Source organism: Roseobacter cerffii, assembly GCF_054226325.1.
On the sequence record NZ_CM135757.1, the window covers coordinates 3,161,557 to 3,181,228 of the forward strand.

A 19,672-nucleotide genomic window follows, 5' to 3' on the forward strand; every position below is an offset into this window, starting at 1 on the left:
CAATCTGGGGCGATTCTTCGAGATCAGATGTCCACATCGAGCGTGACGGGGAAGTGATCGGATGCTGTCACCAGCGCATCTCGCAGGGTCGTGTCGGCCCAGCACTCCGGATCATCCAGCGGATGCCAAATGCGCCAGTCAGGTCCCTGCGACTGCAGCTCCGACGAGATCATGATGTAGTCGAGCAGCGCCTGAAGATAGCGCTTCTCCGGCTTGATCCAGAACCGCGCGGAGGTCGGCGCCGCCCCCAAACGGGACGACAGCGCCTGCCGGGCGTGCGGGTCAAAAAGCGCACCACCGGGGCCGTCCATGACGATCTCGACCGACGAGCGACCGAAGAGACCTTCGAACTCATCGAGCCCCGGGCCATCGTTAAGGTCTCCCATGACCATCACGGGCCGCGCTTCCGCCAGAAGCTGGTCGATCCGGGCGCGGAGCCAGATCGCCTGCGCCAACTGTTTGCGCCGGTTGGCAATGGCCAGCTTCATCGCATGTGCGGCACTGCGCGCACCATGGGGCGCCTTTGATTTCAGATGGGCACCGATCAGGCTGAACGCGGTACCGGATGCGGTTTCGATGTCCAGCTCCAAGGGTGGTTTGGAGAACTGGACCTTGTCCCGCGTGGCATCAATGTCGAGGTCGATCTCGAAGGTGCCATCGAACCGTGGGACCTGCGCGTTTCCGGGGCGCGGTGCATGGCGCGCCGTCAGCCGCGCGGGGTCGTAGAGCAACGCGATCTCTTGCTGGGTGTCGTTCATGAAGCCCATGACCCCGACACGCGCCCGCAGATCGAAGTGGGTCGCAAACTCTTCCAACGCCGCAACCGTCTGGCGTTTGCTGTTGGCATCGGGTGCCTCGACCACCAGGACCGCATCCGCGTCCAACCTCTGAAACACGACCCCCAACGCCGCCGCTTGCTGGGCACGTGTCACATCGTGACGGGCTGACCAGCCGTCATCCATCAACAGCTTGTTGTCATCATCAAAAAGCGCGGTGAACCATTCGACATTGTAGGTGGCAAGCCGCATCAGGCCTCGGCACCGGCAATCTCATCCCAGGCGCGGTTGATGTCCGCCATACGCTTTTGTGCAAGCTGCATCGCCTCCTCGGGCACCCCCCGCGCGATCATCGCATCGGGGTGGTTTTCACGCACAAGGCGCCGCCATGCGCGCCGGATGTCCTGCATCGAAGCATCGGGAGTGACGCCCAACACTGCATAAGGATCCTGCCGCGCGTCCGGCGCAAAGCGGATCCGGAGACTGTTGAACTCCGCTTGCGGCAGGCCGAATATCTCGGTCACGCGTTCTAGAAACGCGTCCTCGTTCGGATGATAGAACCCATCCGCCATGGCAATGTGGAACAATCCTTCAAGCAGGTCGCGCAGGGTTTCCGGCTGCGCCGAGAACATGTCGCGAATGCGGATGGCGTATTCTTCATACCCTGCAACGTCTTGCCGCGCGAGGTTGAAGACCTTGGCCGCGCCCTGTTCGTCCTGCGCCGCGATGTGGAAGACCTCCTTGAAAGCCGTGACCTCGTCGCGTGTTACCTGGCCATCGGCCTTGGCCATCTTGGCGCCAAGGGCAATCACCGCGATGGTGAACGCCACCGATCGCTCTGGCGGGCTGCGCAAGCGATCAAAGACCTTCGACAACCCCTCACCGGCGGCGAGCGCCGAAAGCGCGTCAGATATGCGAGACCAGATGGACATGCGCGGCAGCTTAGCCGCTGCCCATGGGGAAGTCAGGTGGCGAAGCGCCGCGTCAGAGGATTTTCTGCATCAGCACAAGATCGAGCCAGCGATCAGTCTTGCGGCCCACCTCCGGCATCCGGGCGACCTCGCGGTACCCTAGCTTCGTGTGAAAGGCCTGAGCCGCGGTGTTGGTGTGGCTGATGCCCGCCACCATCACGTGCATCCCTAGTGCCCGCGCCGCCGCTTCCGCCGCAAGCATGAGGTCGCGCCCCACCCCGCGGCCTTGACCATCTGCGGCAACGATCACCGTGTGCTCCGCCGTGGCGGCATAGCCTGGCCCGCCACGGAACGGGCCGAAGGTGACAAACCCGCCGCAGGTTCCGTCGATGTCAGCAACAAAAACTGCGCCCTGCCGCTCCCTGATCAGGCTCTCCAACTCGCCAACCGTCTTCTCAACCGTCGTGAAGGTCGACAGCGTGTCGCGGATCATCGGGTTCCACAGCGCCGCGATTGCGCGGGCGTCCGCTGGTTCTGCCGATCGGATCATGACATCAGATCGCGCGGGCCATGCGGTGTGTCGAATTCCGCCCACAGCCCGCGTGGCCCTTTTTCAAAGCACAGGCGGTCATCGCGGAGACACGTATCGAAGAGACCACTCAGCGCAGCAGCCTCAGGATGCCGCACCGTCAAGCGACGCAGGCGAACACCCGATGGCGCCAGCATCTGTGCTGGATGCGTGGGTGTGTCCCATTGGATCAGCGCGGGCGCGCAATTCTCAAAGGGTAATACACCACTTTCGGGCACAGCCATGCGCCAGCGCAGCCCACCGCGTTGCAACGCCACCGGCTGGCCCATGTCAGCAGGAAGATCGGCCAGCGCCGCAACGATGTCAGAGGTGTGACAAATCCAGTTCGTCAGCCGCGCCGGGCCAGAAAAGCGATCAAGATCGAACCATCGCTTGCGGTCCGGTTGGGGCGCCTCTGGGTTGATTGCGATCGCCTCAAGGTAGAGACCGTCTTCAAGACCCAGCAACGCATTGTGGGTATGGAAGACCGCATGTTCACCGCCCGGCTGCATCGCGACGCCGAGCGTATCCTCCACGTAAGCTCTGGCCTCCTGCAAACTCTCCCCTGCGACGGCGAGGTGATCTAGCAGCACAGTTGCCTCCATCTGACCGCCATAGGACCGTCACAGATCAGCACGATCTACCCACGTGTCTCGCGGATCAAGGTCAGAATGTCTTGCGCAGCCTTTGGAATATTCGTGCCAGGTCCGAAGATCGCCTTGACCCCAGCGTCATACAGAAACTGATAGTCCTGCTGTGGGATCACACCGCCGCAGATCACGAGAATGTCGTCGGCACCCGCCTCTTTCAGCGCCGTCACAAGCTGCGGCGCCAGCGTTTTGTGACCTGCTGCCTGACTGCTGATCCCGATCACATGCACGTCATTGTCAACCGCGTCCTGTGCCGCCTCGGCAGGCGTCTGGAACAGCGGACCCACATCCACATCAAAACCGATGTCTGCAAAGGCTGTCGCAATCACCTTGGCGCCCCGATCATGGCCGTCCTGACCCATCTTGACGACGAGCATCCGAGGGCGACGGCCTTCGGCTTCCGCGAAGTCCTCCACCGATTTCTGGATCGCAGCAAACCCTTCGTCCCCCTCATAGGCGGCGCCGTAGACCCCTGCGAGGGTTTTCACTTCCGCGCGATGGCGGCCAAAACTCTTTTCCATTGCCATGCTGATCTCTCCTACTGAGGCGCGCGCGCGCGCGGCTTCGACTGCCGCATCGAGCAGGTTGCCGCCCTCGGCAGCACGTCGGCTCAAAGCATCGAGTGCGGCCGTGCAGGCTTCCTCATCACGCTCGGCACGGATTTTCTCGAGCCGGGCAATCTGGCTGTTGCGCACCGCCGCGTTGTCGATATCGAGAATGTCGATCGGGTCTTCGCTGTCGCGACGGTACTTATTGACCCCGACAATCACCTCTGTCCCCCGGTCGATGCCGGCCTGCCGTTGTGCCGCAGCTTCTTCAATGCGCAGCTTCGGCATACCCGACGCCACCGCCTTGGTCATACCGCCCATCTCTTCGACCTCTTCGATAAGTTTCCAGGCGGCCTCGGCCAGATCCGCCGTCAGCTTCTCAACGTAGTAGGATCCGGCCAGCGGATCGACCACATTGGTGACACCCGTTTCCTCCTGCAAAATCAATTGCGTATTGCGCGCAATTCGACTGGAATTCTCGGTGGGCAGGGCAATCGCTTCGTCCAAAGCGTTGGTGTGCAATGATTGTGTCCCACCCAATACCGCGCTCATCGCTTCATAGGCCGTGCGGATCACGTTGTTGTAGGGGTCCTGCTCTTGCAGGCTCACACCCGAGGTCTGACAATGCGTTCGAAGCATCGAGGATTTCGGGTTCTTGGGCTCGAACTCCTCCATGATCCGCGCCCAGAGGAGACGGGCAGCACGCAGCTTGGCAGCTTCCATGAAAAAGTTCATGCCGATGGCGAAGAAGAATGACAGGCGGCCGGCGAATTTGTCCACATCCATCCCGCGCGCGATGGCGGCGCGCACGTATTCGCGCCCGTCCGCCAGCGTAAAGGCAAGCTCCTGCACGAGGTTCGCACCCGCCTCCTGCATATGGTAGCCGGAGATCGATATGGAGTTGAACTTCGGCATGTAGTCGCTTGTATATTCTATAATATCTGCGATAATCCGCATTGAAGGTTCCGGCGGGTACACATAGGTGTTGCGGACCATAAACTCCTTGAGAATGTCGTTTTGGATCGTGCCAGACAGCAGGGACTTGTCATGTCCCTGCTCTTCCCCCGCGACGATGAAATTCGCGAGGATCGGGATCACCGCGCCGTTCATCGTCATGGAAACGGACACCTTGTCGAGCGGGATGCCGTCGAAGAGGATCTTCATGTCCTCCACGCTGTCGATGGCCACACCTGCCTTGCCGACATCGCCTTCGACGCGGGGATGATCGCTGTCATAGCCCCGGTGCGTGGCCAGATCAAAAGCCACCGATACACCCTGTTGCCCGGCAGCCAGAGCGCGGCGATAAAAGGCATTGCTTTCTTCGGCGGTGGAAAAGCCCGCATACTGGCGAATGGTCCAAGGACGCCCTGCGTACATGGTCGCCTTGACGCCACGTGTATAAGGCGCCTCACCCGGGATCGTGCCGAGATGATCAAGATCCGCGATATCATCCGCCGTGTAGAGCGGCTGGACAGGGATGCCCTCCAGCGTCTGCCACGTCAGATCATCGAGCGGTTTGCCGCGCAGCTCGGCTTTAGCCAGGTCGCGCCATCTGTCTTTCTTTGTGCTCATTCCCATGTCCTTTTGTCTGAGCACCGGCTGGCAGCGTTGTCGCTGCTCTTGTCCGGGCCTTGTCCTCTGTCAGGGTGGCCAGTCCGTCTGCACCGGCAACAAGCCACATCATGTCGTCCGCATAAGCCTCTCTGAGCGCTGCGGTTTCTTCTGGTGTGAATGGGTTCCAACGCCCCATCCCGAACGGCAATGCGGATCCATCGGCGCCGCGATCGGCAAGCACCCGGCGCAGCTCCGGCAGGCTGGGCGCACGGTTCAGCCACCCGCGTTCCATATCGCGTGGCGCGGCAACACCTGCGCCCTGCTCCAGCAGTCCTTCGGGACGTCCTGCAAAACTCTCGAACGGCATGACGCGGATCTCCGCGTCCGGCAGCGCACAGGCCAGATCGGTGATCACGTCACGCCAGCTGCGGGCGGCCTGCGCAATGCCGCGCAGTTTGTCGCGCTCGGGCACCGCGTGGCCGCGCGCGACGCCACAGGCAATCGCCGAGCCCCAATAGTACTCGAGGCTGCGGGTGCAGAGGATCACGGTCGACAACTGCCCTTCGAAGGCGCGCGCAAAACGCGCCATCCGCTCACCAATTGCGGGATAGAGGCTGCCGCTGCGCATGTTGTCACGCACCGAACCAATCATGTTCTCGTCGCTGATCAGCAGGGTTTGCAGCCCGCGCGCCCGCGCCGACGTGAGCTGAAGCTGGATGCGCCCTTCGGCCCGGCGACGCAGGTCTCGACCCTTGACGACCTCTGGCTTGGGAACCAATCCCGAAAACAACCCGCGCCGCGTTCGGCCTGGCCCCCAATAGCCCACATTCGCCTCCGCCAGCGGCTCGGCCTGCCGGCGCATATAGTCCTGAAATGTCTTCGTTCCGGTGCGATGCGCACCCACGTGAAGGATAACGTCCATGGCGTGTTTGGCCCGATATGAAACAGCCGCCCCGTCCGGCCGGGTTGATGGGGTTATCCACAGCATTACACCCAATCTCTTGCTGCGAATTTAATGGTAAGTATGCGCGCATTACCCATCGCATATCTGATCAAGGGGCCTATATTGGTGCACACAGGAGGCGCGATGAAACCCATACTACCCCTTGTTCTGGCTTGCTTTTTCGCCAATGGCACGGCAGCGCAAACCGCTGAGGCCCAACCGGAACCGGAGCTGTTCGTGACCATGAACGAAGTCGATTTGAACCAATTTAAGTGGAAAAACCGGCCCATCGTCGTGTTCTCTGACAGCGCGGACAATCCCGCGTTTGCCGAGCAGATGCGGCTCTTGGAGGAACGGCCCGATGAATTGGTGGAACGTGACGTGGTCGTGATCACGGACACCGACCCGACCGCAGCATCAGAATTGCGCACCAGACTGCGCCCGCGCGGGTTCATGCTGGTGCTGATGGGCAAGGACGGCGCGGTCAAGCTGCGCAAACCTTTCCCATGGGACGTGCGCGAGATCAGCCGCAGCATCGACAAGATGCCGATGCGCCAACGCGAAATCCGCGAGCGCAAGGAACGCGCCATCTCGCAGTAGCTGAGCAACTTGTGAGCTTTGCCTGGCATAGGCGTTATTCGAACTCCATGATGACGTCGTCGACGGCGAGGCTGTCGCCCGCCCCTGCGTTGATCTTGGACACCACACCGCGGCGCTCGGCGCGCAGGATGTTCTCCATCTTCATCGCCTCGATGGTGCAGAGCGCCTGACCGTCCTGCACCTCGTCGCCGACGGCCACATCCATCTTCACCACCAGCCCAGGCATCGGGCAGAGCAGCATCTTGGAGGTGTCGGGCGGCAGCTTCTCGGGCATCTTGCGGGCCAGTTCCGCCTGGCGCGGGGTGCGCACATGCACCTTGAGATCCGCGCCCCGGGTGCGAATCCGAAACCCACCGCTCACCTTGCCGACCTTCAGCACCAGAGGCATGTCGGCAACCGTCATCTCGGCCAGTTGATCACCCGGCGTCCAGGACCCGCTGACCCGCAACTCGGTGCCGTCTTCGAAACTGACGGTCGAGCCGTCCTGATCCGCCGCGATCACCACGTCATAGGATTGGCCCTGCAGGCGCACGTTCCAATGGGCGCCCACCTTGCGTTCGTGATTGTCCATCCGGCCCGAGACACGTGCCCGCCTGATCTCGGCAACCCGGTGCATCGCCGAACAGGCGGCTGCAATCCGTTGCAACTCGGTTTCAGGCAAATCAACGCCGTCAAAGCCATCGGGGTACTCTTCGGCAATGAATGCCGTGGTCATGTCCCCCGAAACGAATTTCGGGTGATCCATCACGGCAGAGAGGAACGGCAGGTTGTGCCCGATGCCTTCCACCTCGAAGCTGTCGAGTGCCACGCGCATCGCCTCAATCGCCTCACCCCGTGTCGGCGCCCAAGTGCAGAGCTTGGCGATCATCGGGTCGTAATACATGCTGATCTCGCCACCTTCATAAACACCGGTGTCATTGCGCACCGCCACCGGGCCAGACGGCGCCTCGCCCTGCCATTTGTCGTTGTCCAGAAGCGGGCCTGCGGCCACTTCCATGGGCGGGCGGTAGCGGGTCAGGCGGCCAATCGAGGGCAGAAAGCCGCGATACGGGTCCTCGGCATAGAGCCGGTTCTCGATGGCCCAGCCGGTCAGCGTGACATCCTCCTGCGTGATCGTCAGCTTTTCGCCATTGGCCACGCGGATCATCTGTTCCACCAGATCGACGCCGGTGATCAGCTCGGTCACCGGATGCTCAACCTGCAGGCGGGTGTTCATCTCGAGGAAATAAAAGTTCTTATCGCCATCGACGATGAACTCGACGGTGCCGGCGCTTGCATAGTCCACCGCCTGGGCCAGCGCCACCGCCTGTTCGCCCATGGCCTTCCGGGTCGCCTCATCGAGGAAGGGGCTCGGCGCCTCCTCAACCACTTTCTGGTTGCGGCGCTGGATCGAGCATTCGCGCTCACCCAGATAGATGCCGTTGCCATGGCTGTCACACAGCACCTGGATTTCAATGTGCCGGGGTTGTGTCACGAACTTTTCGATGAAAATACGGTCATCCCCAAAGGAATTCGCTGCCTCGTTCTTTGACGACTGGAACCCTTCCCGCGCCTCCTCGTCGGTCCAGGCGATGCGCATTCCCTTGCCACCGCCACCGGCGGAGGCCTTGATCATGACCGGATAGCCGATCTCATTCGAGATTTTCACTGCCTCGTCCGCGTCTTCGATCAGCCCCATGTAGCCCGGAACTGTGCTGACACCCGCCTCTTGGGCGATTTTCTTCGACGTAATCTTGTCGCCCATCGCCTCGATTGCGCCTTTGGGTGGGCCGATGAAAGCCACGCCTGCGGCCTCCAGCGCTTCGGCAAACTTGGCGTTCTCCGACAGGAAGCCATAGCCCGGATGCACCGCCTGGGCGCCTGACGACTTGATCGCCTCCATCACCTTGTCGATCACGATGTAGGATTGGTTGGCGGGCGGCGGGCCGATGTGCACCGCCTCGTCGGCCATTTGCACGTGCAGGGCTTGCTTATCGGCGTCGGAATAGATCGCGACCGTCTGGATTCCCATCTTGCGGGCAGTCTTGATAACGCGGCAAGCAATCTCGCCGCGGTTGGCGATCAGGATCTTATCGAACATTGGGTGTCCTTTTGGCAGTGCGATGGGAAATCAGGTGCGAAAACGCGAAACGCCGCACGTGACAGGCACGCGCGGCGTTGAAATCAGGTTGGAGCGTGTCTGACGCGGGATCAGTTACACTGGCTTGGGTAAAGCTGGCAGTAGGCCACATTGGCGCCTGCGCCGATGGCCGCGCCTTGCAGCGCGCTGTTGCCGGTGATGACGGCTGTGCCGGCCCCGATGGCTGCGCCACCGGCCGCCTGTTCACCCAGGGTGTCGCCACATGCGGCAAGGCCTGCACAGGCTGCAAGGGTGAGGATGATCTTTCTGACTGGCATGGTCTATGTCCTTTTTCTGACACTGCGAACACCCTGCTAACGTCGGGTGCGCCTCTCTTATTCCGTGTCGACGACCTATTCGAGAAAAAGGCGGGCAGTGACGACGTGAAAGCGCCGCACTGCCCGCCAGGGGAAGGGGTACGAATAGTGTACACAGACACGGTGCGGGGATATTCGCGCGTGGCTGCAGGATCGACAATACTCGCATTGGTTGAATTTTCCACCACTTTTGGCCCGGATGCGCGGAAATGGGCCGGACCTCGCCACTTTGATCCCGAGACTGGCAAAATCACGCCGATCCCCCCTCGAACGCCTCGGGAAAAGACTGTTGAGCAACCGCAACATCGATCTGTAGTTCGGCCTCATAGTCCGCTGGATCAAAGGGGTCTGTGGCTGGAATCACCTCGCGACCGAAAAGCCAGGACAATCGGCCCGCATCGAGATTGCCGCGGACAAACGGCTCCGGCCCAAAATGCTCCCAGAGTGCCTGGAAAAAGGCAGCATCGGCCCGCCGATCAGCAGGTTTGCGATCCTTGAAGCGCTCGCGCCGGGTGATCGGGGTGACACCGCGCGGATTGGCGCGACGGAGTGTGAATTGGAAATCTGTGCCCGGCAGGCGGCCCGGGAAGCCGCGGTGTTTCATCATATGCGCCCCCACCGCACAGGGGCTGCGCCCGTTGGGGCGGACCGCAGAGCCCGCCCCCCGGAACCGGTCTCAGAATTTGCCGGTCTGTACGGGCTCGGTCGAGATCGGCTCGGGGTCGACCACGACGAATTCTTCCTGCTCGCGTGCGCAAGCGGCCACGAGGGCAATAAAGCCCAGGGTCGCCAGCAGTTTGATGCTCTTGGACATCTGTATCTCCTGTCACAATAAGTTCCGGATGGCCGCCAAATATCCAAGCCATCCGTGGTTGGGTCGGGGCGGTCTGTTGCACCGCCCCGCGTCACCATAGGCAAAGCACCGGTCAAATGAAACGCACGCAGCGCCGATCCGCCATACGGCGCCGTCAAAGCTGCAGGTTTTTGCCGAGACCGCTGGAGGACCTCGATGTCGTGCGGCCTCATCAGAGCCCCTCCCAGACGCAGGTGCCCGAGCTGACCCGGAAGATATCAATGAACTGCGTCGCCTCCGGATCGGATACGCCAAAGGCGAGGGGACGGTCGAGCAAGGTCACCGCGACAACATCCGCAGTCAGATCGTATTCGGCGAGATAGGGCAGCGCGACCTCGACGCAGAGGTATTCCAGGTCCTGCTCGGCCTCGGCGAAGCTGATGCTGCCACCGGAGCGCGAAATCTCGGGCGCCAAGAACCGAAACCGCACCCAGCTCTCGGCGCCGACGGTGTCGGTCAACACCTCGTAGACCTCGACAGGCTGGCCCGAGGGCACCGCCTGCCCGGCCAATGGGCCGCTATATGCCACGGCCAGGAGGGCTGCCAACCGCAAGATCATCCGGAGACCACCTCCGGCCAATTGTTCATCCAGGCCGCGACGATCAGGATGGCCTGCCAAAACGCAAGCGCGGAACAGGTGATGGAGATCAAGGCGCAAGCCCTTAGAGAGCCCTCGCTTACCGGCTTGCCGTCGCTGAAGAACCAGAAAGAGGACAGGATCAGACCGATCCCACCAACAAAGGCCGCGCCCCAGATGGTCACCGCGAACGCTGCAAGGCGGCCCTTTGACAGCTCCAGCGCCGCCTCCGGTATCTGGACCAACAAGCCCAGAAGGCCTGCACCGATCAGAACCGGCGCGAGAAGCAATGCACGAAACGCGTCGTTCCGCCGCTCCATCACCGTCTGGGTCGCCCCGGTCATGATGGCCGTCCCCACCCTGGTTCCGCTTTTTCCGGAATGGAATTCCATACAACGATATTGACCCCGGCACTCATTCCGGCGCCCGCCGCCGCGCCAAGCAATCGATTTCCACGAGGGCCCCGACCGCAAGTGCCGTCACGCCGATGGTCGTTCGCGCAGGCAAACGGTCTGCCGGAAAGAAGCTTTTGTACGTCGCGTTGAACGCCGCATAGTCCCGCTCGAACTGCGTCAAGTAACAGCGGCACTGCACAACGTCACTCAGGTCCATATCAACACCCCGCAACACGATCTTGAGGTTCTTCATCACTTGCCGCGTCTGCGCAGCGATGCCCTCCGCCAAAAGCGCGTCGGGTGCACCGGGCACCGTCGGCATCTGACCGGTCAGCATGACCCAGCCACCCGCCTCGACCGCGTGCGAAAACGGGGCGACATGGGCCGGTGCATCGGCGACGTTGTGGAAGACAGGCATCACGGGCAGGTCTCTACAGCGGGATGTTGTCGTGCTTTTTCCACGGCATCTGCGCTTGCTTGTTGCGCAGAGAGGCAAAGGCACGGGCAATCCGCTTGCGGGTCGTGCGCGGCATGATCACTTCGTCGACAAAACCGCGCTCTGCCGCCACGAAGGGGTTGGCAAAGCGGTCTTCGTAGTCCGCCGTGTGCTGGGCGATCTTCTCAGCGTCGCCCAGATCACCGCGGTGGATGATCTCCGTCGCGCCCTTCGCACCCATCACCGCGATCTCGGCCTTGGGCCAGGCGTAGTTGAAATCAGCCCGCAAGTGTTTGGACGACATCACCACATACGCCCCACCATAGGCCTTGCGCGTGATCACTGTCACCATGGGCACCGTCGCCTCACCATAAGCATAGAGCAGCTTGGCGCCGTGCTTGATCACCCCGCCATACTCCTGACTGGTGCCCGGCAGAAAGCCCGGCACATCGACAAGCGTCAGCAGGGGGATTTCGAACGCATCACAGAAGCGGACAAAGCGCGCGGCCTTTCGCGCGCTGTCGATGTCGAGACACCCGGCGAGCACCATGGGCTGGTTGGCGACAACCCCGACCGTCCGCCCTTCGAGGCGGATAAACCCAGTGATGATGTTGCGCGCGAACTCTTCCTGGATTTCGTAGAAATCGCCTTCATCCGCCAGCTTCAGGATCAGCTCCTTCATATCATAGGGCGTGTTCGGATTTTCCGGCACCAATGTGTCGAGCGACGGCTCGATCCGCTCCGGGTCGTCAAAGAAAGGCCGTACCGGCGGGTGCTCACGGTTGTTTGACGGCAGGAAATCAACCAGACGCCGCACCTCCGCCAAGGCCTCGACATCGTTTTCAAAGGCAGCATCCGCGACGGAAGACTTCTTGGTGTGGGTGCCCGCGCCGCCCAATTCCTCTGCGGTCACATGCTCGTTGGTGACGGTTTTCACCACGTCGGGGCCCGTCACGAACATATAGGAACTGTCTTTCACCATGAAGATGAAATCGGTCATGGCGGGCGAGTAGACCGCGCCACCCGCGCAGGGGCCCATGATCACGCTGATCTGCGGCACTACACCCGACGCCATGATGTTGCGCTGGAAGACTTCGCCATAGCCCGCCAGCGAATCCACACCTTCCTGGATGCGCGCGCCGCCGGAGTCGTTGATACCAATCACCGGCGCACCGTTTTGCACCGCCATGTCCATGATCTTGCAGATTTTCTTCGCGTGTGTTTCCGAGACGGAGCCACCTAGAACTGTGAAATCCTGGCTGAAGACATAAACAAGACGCCCGTTGATGGTGCCCCATCCGGTGACCACCCCGTCGCCTGCAGGCTTCTCCTGCTCCATGCCGAAGTCCGCACAGCGATGGGTGACGAACATGTCGAACTCTTCGAAGCTGCCCTCGTCCAACAGCAACTCCACGCGCTCGCGCGCCGTCAGCTTGCCGCGCCCATGCTGGGCGTCGATCCGCCGCTGCCCACCGCCTAGACGGGCCGTCTCGCGGCGCCCTTCAAGTTCAAGCAAGATATCTTTCATGACGACCCCGTTGGATTGTTTGGCGCACCATACCGAAGAGAATAGCGGGATCGAAGGGCTTTTTGGCTAATTTGCAAACTGTATGCAATCCATGTTTTGCAAATTGCAAAACAGTAAATCAGCCCACGCTGCATAGCTGCTATGCGTGGACAACAAATCAGCGAGCGCCTAGGTTTTCAGCATGGAAAATTCCCCGGTTGCCCGCTTTCTGGATCGGTCGACACCGCCCCATATCGCAACGCTCATACTGCTCGCAGGCATGTCTGCGACCGCTATGAACATGTTCCTGCCCAGTCTGCCGAACATGACCGCATATTTCCAGACCGATTATGGCCTCATGCAACTATCAGTTGGGCTGTATCTTGGGATCAGCGCAGTGCTGCAGATCCTGATCGGGCCGATTTCAGACAAGGTTGGTCGCAGACCGGTGATCCTTTGGGGACTTGGGCTATTCCTGATCGCCACGCTGGGCTGCATCTATGCACCCACAGCTGAAATCTTCCTCGTTTTCCGCATGTGCCAGGCCATCGTTGCCGTTGCGATGGTGCTTAGCCGTGCCGCCGTGCGCGACATGTACGAACAGGACAAAGCCGCATCAATGATTGGGTATGTCACCATGGGCATGGCGATCGTGCCGATGATCAGCCCCATGCTGGGCGGCTTTCTTGATGAGGTCTTCGGCTGGCGCGCCAATTTCTGGGCGCTTTTCATCATGGGCGCACTCACCTTGTGGCTGGCCTGGAGTGACCAGGGCGAAACAGCGAGAAAGAGTGGCAAAACGCTGACCCAGCAATTCGGTGAGTACCCCGAACTGCTCACCTCGCCGCGCTTCTGGGGCTACTCGCTGGCTGCAGGCTTCTGCTCCGGCGCGTTCTTCGCGTATCTCGGGGGCGGCCCGTTCGTTGGCTCCGTGGTCTTTGGCCTGTCACCATTCTGGGTGGGCATCTACTTCGGCGCGCCAGCCCTGGGCTACTTCTTCGGTAACATGTTCACTGGGATGCTGGCCCAAAGAGTCGGCATCAACCGGCTCGTGCTGATCGGTAGCCTGATCAACGCGTTTGGGGTGCTGCTCTCGCTCGTGATTTTCCTGCTCGGCCACGGCAGCGCACTAAGCTTTTTCGGGCTCATGACGTTCGTTGGCCTCGGGAACGGTCTCGTGATCCCCAACGCGACGGCGGGGATGCTCTCGGTCAGACCACAGCTCGCGGGTTCTGCCTCGGGCCTGGGCGGCGCCATCATGATCGGCGGCGGAGCGGCGCTCAGCATGCTGGCTGGCGCCTCGCTTGGAGAGGAGACGGGCGCCTTCCCCCTGCTCTTCATCATGCTTGCAACATCCCTTGCGGCCGTGATCTCGATCCTGATGGTCTATCGCCGCGAACGGCGGATCGCCTTGCAAAACCCGTCGATCTAAAGCCACGTTAGCCCAACGTTAACCACGTCTGCGGCACCTTGCTCGGCAGGGTTTGCAAAGATAGACTCACGCAGTCTGCAAAGTTGCAAAGCAGGATGGAAAAGGCGGGGGCATGGCCACACAAAAACTCTATGCGGGCGCAAAACTCCGAGAGCTGCGTACACGCTTGGGCCATACGCAAAAGGACTTCGCCGCCAAGCTCGGCGTCTCGCTGCCCTACCTGAACCAGATGGAGAACAACAACCGCCCGGTCTCGACAACCGTGGTGCTCGCACTCGCGCAGGAGTTCGGGCTGGATGTCACCGAACTCAGCACCGGTGATAGCGAGCGGCTGGTCAGTGATATGCGTGAAGCGCTGGCCGATCCGTTGTTCGCCGATGCGCTGCCACCTCTGGCCGACCTGCGCCTTGCCGCATCCAATGCGCCGACCTTTGCACACGCCTTCCTGGAGCTGCATCGCAGCTATCGCCAAATGCAGGAACGGCTCGCGTCGCTCGACGAGGCGCTGGGGCGGGAGGACGCGCGGGCCACCCCCAGCCCTTGGGAAGAAGTGCGCGACTTCTTCCACTATTGCGACAACTATATCGACGCCGTCGACCGGGCTGCCGAGCATTTCGCGACCAAGGAGGGCGGGCATCGCAACATTCGGGTCGCGGCCGTCTCAGCCCTCGGGAATGCGAATGTCACAGTCGGTTTTGCCGACACGGACAGGCTGCGCAGCTTTGATGCAGACACGCGGACCCTGACGCTCTCCCGTCGAGCGCCGCCCGAAAGCCAGACGTTCCAACTCCTGCTGCAAGTCGCGCTCATCAAGCAGGAGGCCCTGTTGGAAGCGACGCTGGACCTAGCACGGTTCCACAGCGCCGAGGCACGTGCAATTGCCAAGATCGGGCTCGCCAACTACTTCGCGGGCGCGGCGCTCATGCCCTATGATGCGTTTCAGGCCGAAGCACGCGCGTGCCGACATGACGTGGAAGCCTTAGCGGGACATTTCGGCGCCTCCATCGAGCAGGTCGCCCATCGTCTGTCGACGCTGCAGCGCCCCGGGGCCAAGGGAATTCCGTTTTTCTTTGTCCGCGTCGATCAGGCTGGGACCATCACGAAGCGCCACTCGGCCACCCGGCTGCAGTTCGCCCGTTTCGGCGGCGCTTGCCCGCTCTGGAACGTGCATCGCGCGTTTGAACTGCCCAGCCAGTTTCTCAGGCAGCTTGCCGAAACTCCGGATGGGGTGCGCTACATCAACCTGGCCCGCGATGTCTCCAAACCTGCCGGACGCTTCGGCGCGCCCGTCCGCCGATATGCCATCGCCCTCGGCTGCGAAGTGCGGCATGCCAAGGAGTTGGTCTATGCCGACGGGCTCGACCTCAGCAGGGATGGCGCCTTCGAGCCCATCGGGATCTCCTGCCGGATCTGCGAACGGGCCCATTGCCACCAGCGTGCGGTGCCCCCTTTGGAGCGCACCTTGCAGGTCGATCCGAACCAGCGGGATGTGTTGCCGTATCAGATCGGCTAGCGTTTGGCCGCCCGCCACCCCGCTGCACGCGCATCAGCAGCAGAACAGAACCAGCGCTCTCCCCTCTCCTCCCGGATACCCGTGCGCTCGTAATCGCGCTGGCCCGGCAGGTGGTAGATCTTCACGCCCTTGCTCGAGATGTTGCCTTTGATCGGACAGCTGCGGTCCTCGGGGATGCGCCCCACGGCGCGGGTCTGCCGGAACTGCGATGGGTTCTGAACACGGCTGGCATGCAGGCCCACGTCGCGCACCGCCGCCCCTTTTTCAGCCAGAACATAGTCTTGGGAATACTTGCGATATGCGAAGGCCAACCCCTCACTCACCAGGGCTTCACCGACGTCTTCGCCTTGCACAGAGCAGCGCGCCACAATCCGATCGTAGCGGTCGGTCTCGAGAGGCGCGCACACGGCCTGGCGGCCACCATAGCGCATCGTGACCTGATCGGTCACCCAAGCGCCACAGGCCCAGACCTGTCCCTGTTCGGTCGTACAGGTTTGATCAGCTTCCGGCGCATCTATACCGAAGAGTCGCACGCGGGTCCCGCCGACGTCAATCGTATCACCATCTATCACACGAACCGGTCCTGACAGCGCAGTGGTTGCCACAGCAGAACCGGCGGCTGGCCCAAACACGGCCAGCAAACACATCATTAACACACGCATGCGCGCGGTATGGCGCCGGCGGGCCAGCCGTGCAAGGGGTTTTGTTAACCAAGGTTATCAGAAGGTTAACGCTGGGCGGTCTGCCATGCGGGATGGACCCAGGGCACATCGTTCGCGGGCGCAAGCGCCGCGCGCCCCAGCAGATGATCGGACACCTTCTCGCCCACCATGATGGACGGTGCGTTCAGGTTGCCGTTGGTGATCCGGGGAAAAACGCTGCTGTCCGCCACCCGCAGCCGCTCAACACCAATCACCCGCGCCTCCGGATCAACCACCGCCTGTACATCGTCAGCACGGCCCATGCGGCAGGTGCCGCAGGGGTGATAGGCGCTCTCCGCGTGCTCGGCGATGAACCCGTCGAGGTCGGCATCCGACTGCAACGCATCCCCCGGCTGGATTTCGTGTTTCACGAAAGGCTTGAAGGCATCCTGCGCAAAGAGCTCCCGGGTCAGGCGGATGCAGCGGCGGAAGTCGACCCAGTCTTCCTCCTTCGACATGTAGTTGAAGAAGATGCGGGGCGCCGCCGCAGGATCGGCCGAGGCCAGCGTCACCGCACCACGTGACGGAGAGCGCATCGGCCCAACATGCGCCTGGAATCCATGTCCTTCTGCCGCCACCTTACCGTCGTAACGCACCGCAATCGGCAGGAAGTGGAACTGGATGTCCGGGTACGGCACACCGGCTTGCGAGCGGATGAACCCGGTGCTTTCGAACTGATTGGAGGCGCCGAAGCCCTTCTTAAAGAACAACCACTGCGCGCCGATGGCCGCCTTGGACACAAGGTTCCAGTGCTTGTAGAGGGTGATGGGCTGGCTCGCCGCCATTTGCAGGTAGAGCTCGAGGTGGTCCTGCAGGTTCTGACCGACGCCAGGCCGGTCCGCCACCACGTCGATTCCATGCTCGGCCAGATGCGCTGCCGGGCCGATGCCGGAAAGCATCAGCAGCTTGGGCGAATTGATGGAAGACGCCGCCAGGACCACCTCGCGATTGGCCTTGATCGCCGTGACCGACGCGCCGCGCCGAATCTCCACCCCCGTCGCACGGCCCTCTTCGATCACCACACGCTGGGCCAACCCGTTTATGACGGTGCATTTGCCCGTCTTCATCGCGGGCCGCAGATAGGCGTTGGCGGCGGACCAGCGGCGGCCTTGCCAGACGGTCTGCTCCATCGGGCCAAAGCCTTCCTGCTTCTCGCCATTGTAGTCATCGGTGGTCTGATAGCCCGCCTGCCGCCCCGCCTCGACAAAGGCATGGTAGAGCGGGTTTTGCCGCGGCCCCCGGCTCACGTGTAACGGGCCGTCGGCCCCCCGCCACGCGGGATCACCGCCATGGCCGTTGGCGTGCCAGCTCTCCATGCGCTTGTAGTAGGGCAGCACATCTGCATAGGCCCAGCCATCCGCCCCCTGCTCCGCCCAATGGTCGAAGTCCATCGCGTGGCCGCGCACATAGACCATGCCGTTGATGCTGGACGAGCCACCGATCACCTTACCGCGCGGACAAGCCAAACGCCGGTTGTTCAGATGCGGCTCGGGCTCGGAGGTATAGCCCCAATCGTACCGCTTCATGTTCATCGGGTAGGACAGGGCCGCAGGCATCTGAATAAACGGCCCCGCATCGGTCCCTCCGTGCTCAATGACGATCACCGAGGCGCCCGCTGCGCTGAGCCGATACGCCATCGCACAGCCTGCGCTGCCCGCGCCCACAATCACGAAATCCGCTTGCATCTTCACACTCACTTACTGGATCAGCGCCGCGCGGCACGCGCCCGAAAAATGGCGTGCGCACCAGCGCCCATTTGGATCAATTCCTGCTGGTCAGAACGGGGCTTCAAGATCGCCCATACGCACATAGACCGACTTCAACTGGCTATAGTGCTCAATGGCCGCCTTCGAATTCTCGCGCCCGACACCCGACGACTTGGACCCTCCAAAGGGGGCCTCGACTGGGGCATCGTTATAAGTGTTGATATAGCAGGTCCCGGCTTCGAACCCGGCCGCCACACGGTGCGCACGGGCGAGGTCCCGGGTGAACACACCTGCGGCGAGACCGAACTCGGTGGCATTTGCGCGGGCCATGACATCGTCTTCATCCTCAAAGTCGAGCACCGCCATGACCGGGCCAAAGATCTCTTCACGCGCGATGGTCATATCATCGCTCACGTCAGCGAAGACTGTCGGTTGCAGATAGAAACCGGCGCGGTCGAGACGGTCACCGCCGCAGACCAACCGCGCGCCCTCCGCTTTGCCTGTCTTGATGTAATCCAGAACGATGTTCATCTGCCGCTCGGAAACCATGGGCCCAAAACTCGTCTCGGGCTGCATCGGATCGCCGATCACAGCACCCTCGAGCCGTGCGCTCAGCCGGTTGAGAAACGCCTCCTTGATCGCCTTGTGCACAAAGACCCGAGTGCCGTTCGAACACACCTGGCCCGATGAGTAGAAATTGCCGAGGATGGCACCGCTCACTGCATTTTCGATATCCGCGTCATCGAACACGATCATCGGAGATTTGCCGCCGAGTTCCATCGTCACATGCTTGATACCCTGAGCCGCAGCGGCGTAGACCTTGCGACCCGTGGGCACCGAGCCGGTGAGCGAGACTTTGTCGACCCTTGGGTCTGTGACCAGCGCGGAGCCGACCTCGCCCAGACCCTGCAGCACGTTGTAGACACCAGCGGGCAGACCCGCCTCATGCAGGATCTCGGCCACTTTCAGCGCGCAGAGCGGCGTGGTCTCGGAGGGTTTGAAGATCATTGCGTTGCCGCAGACCAGCGCGGGCGCGCCTTTCCAGCAGGCGATCTGGGTGGGGTAGTTCCAGGCGCCAATGCCGACGCACAGGCCGAGGGGCTCGCGGCGAGTATAGACCCAATCCTCGCCCAACTGGATGTGCTCGCCCGTGAGAGTCGCGGCCATCCCGCCGAAGTACTCCAGCGCATCGGCCCCGCTGGTCGCGTCCGCGACACTGGTCTCCTGATAGGGCTTGCCGGTGTCATAAGTCTCGAGCACGGACAGATTATGGTTGCGATCCCGCATGATATCTGCGGCGCGGCGCAGGATGCGCCCGCGTTCCGTGCCAGTCATAGCGGCCCATCCGGCTTGGGCGGCGCGTGCGCTCTCGATGGTGTGTTCGATCAGAGCTGGCGTCGCCGCATAGATCGTTGCGATCTTTTCGCCGGTGGCGGGGTAGATCACCTCGATGGGCGTGCCTGCGGTATCTTCAACGTATGCGCCGTTGATGAAATGGCTGGCTGTAGGTTGGGTTGGATAGGTCATGTTCAGAACTTTCATGCCTCCGGCGGGAGTATTTGGAGA

Annotated in this window: 20 protein-coding genes; 3 read left to right on the plus strand and 17 right to left on the minus strand. The window is 61.9% G+C overall.

What is annotated here, in order from left to right; genetic code table 11:
• Positions 1 to 23: 23 nt before the first annotated feature.
• From ACVC7O_RS15310 to ACVC7O_RS15335, 6 genes are read right to left on the minus strand one after another with little or no spacing between them, the layout of a single operon-like run.
• Positions 24 to 1,028 carry an endonuclease/exonuclease/phosphatase family protein gene (locus tag ACVC7O_RS15310; RefSeq protein ID WP_458322982.1) on the minus strand — a complete coding sequence of 335 codons (1,005 nt, stop codon included), beginning with the start codon at positions 1,026 to 1,028 and terminating at the stop codon, positions 24 to 26.
• The gene (locus tag ACVC7O_RS15315; RefSeq protein WP_458322983.1) at positions 1,028 to 1,708 is read right to left on the minus strand and encodes a TerB family tellurite resistance protein; all 681 of its coding nucleotides are present in this window, start codon (positions 1,706 to 1,708) and stop codon (positions 1,028 to 1,030) included. Before ACVC7O_RS15315 ends, ACVC7O_RS15310 begins: the two co-directional genes overlap by 1 nt.
• 52 nt (positions 1,709 to 1,760) lie before the next feature.
• A complete protein-coding gene (locus ACVC7O_RS15320) occupies positions 1,761 to 2,237 on the minus strand; it encodes an N-acetyltransferase family protein (protein WP_458322984.1) in 477 nt (158 codons plus the stop codon).
• Positions 2,234 to 2,848 (minus strand): VOC family protein, encoded by a 615-nt coding sequence (locus tag ACVC7O_RS15325; RefSeq protein ID WP_458322985.1) that lies wholly within the window; start codon positions 2,846 to 2,848, stop codon positions 2,234 to 2,236. Before ACVC7O_RS15325 ends, ACVC7O_RS15320 begins: the two co-directional genes overlap by 4 nt.
• Before the next feature lie 47 nt (positions 2,849 to 2,895).
• Positions 2,896 to 5,025, minus strand: a complete 2,130-nt coding sequence (gene scpA / locus ACVC7O_RS15330) for a methylmalonyl-CoA mutase (RefSeq protein ID WP_458322986.1) — start codon at positions 5,023 to 5,025, stop codon at positions 2,896 to 2,898.
• Positions 4,988 to 5,929 (minus strand): hypothetical protein, encoded by a 942-nt coding sequence (locus tag ACVC7O_RS15335; protein WP_458322987.1) that lies wholly within the window; start codon positions 5,927 to 5,929, stop codon positions 4,988 to 4,990. The genes scpA and ACVC7O_RS15335 overlap by 38 nt, the downstream gene beginning before the upstream one ends.
• Before the next feature lie 165 nt (positions 5,930 to 6,094).
• Here ACVC7O_RS15335 and ACVC7O_RS15340 point away from each other — a divergent pair, with 165 nt between their 5' ends.
• The gene (locus ACVC7O_RS15340; RefSeq protein ID WP_458322988.1) at positions 6,095 to 6,550 is read left to right on the plus strand and encodes a DUF4174 domain-containing protein; all 456 of its coding nucleotides are present in this window, start codon (positions 6,095 to 6,097) and stop codon (positions 6,548 to 6,550) included.
• A gap of 34 nt (positions 6,551 to 6,584) precedes the next feature.
• Here the strand turns inward: ACVC7O_RS15340 and ACVC7O_RS15345 are convergent, their stop codons facing one another.
• The 8 genes from ACVC7O_RS15345 to ACVC7O_RS15380 all read right to left on the minus strand — a co-directional run bounded on the left by ACVC7O_RS15345 (position 6,585) and on the right by ACVC7O_RS15380 (position 12,775).
• On the minus strand, positions 6,585 to 8,630 hold the full coding sequence (locus ACVC7O_RS15345; RefSeq protein ID WP_458322989.1) for an ATP-binding protein: 2,046 nt from the start codon (positions 8,628 to 8,630) through the stop codon (positions 6,585 to 6,587).
• 110 nt (positions 8,631 to 8,740) lie between these two features.
• On the minus strand, positions 8,741 to 8,947 hold the full coding sequence (locus ACVC7O_RS15350; RefSeq protein WP_458322990.1) for a hypothetical protein: 207 nt from the start codon (positions 8,945 to 8,947) through the stop codon (positions 8,741 to 8,743).
• A gap of 289 nt (positions 8,948 to 9,236) precedes the next feature.
• Complete coding sequence (locus ACVC7O_RS15355) at positions 9,237 to 9,593, minus strand: hypothetical protein (protein ID WP_458322991.1); 357 nt, start codon at positions 9,591 to 9,593, stop codon at positions 9,237 to 9,239.
• A 69-nt stretch (positions 9,594 to 9,662) separates the two neighbouring features.
• Positions 9,663 to 9,800 carry a hypothetical protein gene (locus ACVC7O_RS15360; protein ID WP_263845276.1) on the minus strand — a complete coding sequence of 46 codons (138 nt, stop codon included), beginning with the start codon at positions 9,798 to 9,800 and terminating at the stop codon, positions 9,663 to 9,665.
• A gap of 211 nt (positions 9,801 to 10,011) precedes the next feature.
• Positions 10,012 to 10,398: a DUF6497 family protein gene (locus ACVC7O_RS15365; RefSeq protein ID WP_458322992.1), complete on the minus strand. Its 387-nt coding sequence runs from the start codon at positions 10,396 to 10,398 to the stop codon at positions 10,012 to 10,014.
• Positions 10,395 to 10,760: a hypothetical protein gene (locus tag ACVC7O_RS15370; RefSeq protein WP_458322993.1), complete on the minus strand. Its 366-nt coding sequence runs from the start codon at positions 10,758 to 10,760 to the stop codon at positions 10,395 to 10,397. The genes ACVC7O_RS15365 and ACVC7O_RS15370 overlap by 4 nt, the downstream gene beginning before the upstream one ends.
• A 70-nt stretch (positions 10,761 to 10,830) precedes the next feature.
• Positions 10,831 to 11,229: a RidA family protein gene (locus ACVC7O_RS15375; RefSeq protein WP_458326103.1), complete on the minus strand. Its 399-nt coding sequence runs from the start codon at positions 11,227 to 11,229 to the stop codon at positions 10,831 to 10,833.
• A gap of 13 nt (positions 11,230 to 11,242) precedes the next feature.
• The gene (locus ACVC7O_RS15380) at positions 11,243 to 12,775 is read right to left on the minus strand and encodes an acyl-CoA carboxylase subunit beta (protein WP_458322994.1); all 1,533 of its coding nucleotides are present in this window, start codon (positions 12,773 to 12,775) and stop codon (positions 11,243 to 11,245) included.
• A gap of 181 nt (positions 12,776 to 12,956) precedes the next feature.
• On the opposite strand from ACVC7O_RS15380, the gene ACVC7O_RS15385 reads away from it, so the two are divergent.
• Together ACVC7O_RS15385 and ACVC7O_RS15390 are read left to right on the plus strand one after the other, a co-directional pair.
• Positions 12,957 to 14,186 (plus strand): multidrug effflux MFS transporter, encoded by a 1,230-nt coding sequence (locus ACVC7O_RS15385; RefSeq protein ID WP_458322995.1) that lies wholly within the window; start codon positions 12,957 to 12,959, stop codon positions 14,184 to 14,186.
• 112 nt (positions 14,187 to 14,298) lie between these two features.
• Complete coding sequence (locus ACVC7O_RS15390) at positions 14,299 to 15,699, plus strand: helix-turn-helix domain-containing protein (protein WP_458322996.1); 1,401 nt, start codon at positions 14,299 to 14,301, stop codon at positions 15,697 to 15,699.
• On the opposite strand, the gene ACVC7O_RS15395 is transcribed toward ACVC7O_RS15390, so the two are convergent.
• From ACVC7O_RS15395 to betB, 3 genes are all read right to left on the minus strand, one after another.
• Positions 15,696 to 16,361 carry a thermonuclease family protein gene (locus tag ACVC7O_RS15395; protein ID WP_458322997.1) on the minus strand — a complete coding sequence of 222 codons (666 nt, stop codon included), beginning with the start codon at positions 16,359 to 16,361 and terminating at the stop codon, positions 15,696 to 15,698. The genes ACVC7O_RS15390 and ACVC7O_RS15395 overlap by 4 nt on opposite strands.
• A gap of 65 nt (positions 16,362 to 16,426) precedes the next feature.
• Positions 16,427 to 18,085 (minus strand): choline dehydrogenase, encoded by a 1,659-nt coding sequence (betA, locus tag ACVC7O_RS15400; RefSeq protein ID WP_458322998.1) that lies wholly within the window; start codon positions 18,083 to 18,085, stop codon positions 16,427 to 16,429.
• A gap of 90 nt (positions 18,086 to 18,175) precedes the next feature.
• A complete protein-coding gene (betB, locus tag ACVC7O_RS15405) occupies positions 18,176 to 19,633 on the minus strand; it encodes a betaine-aldehyde dehydrogenase (protein ID WP_458322999.1) in 1,458 nt (485 codons plus the stop codon).
• Positions 19,634 to 19,672 lie beyond the last annotated feature (39 nt).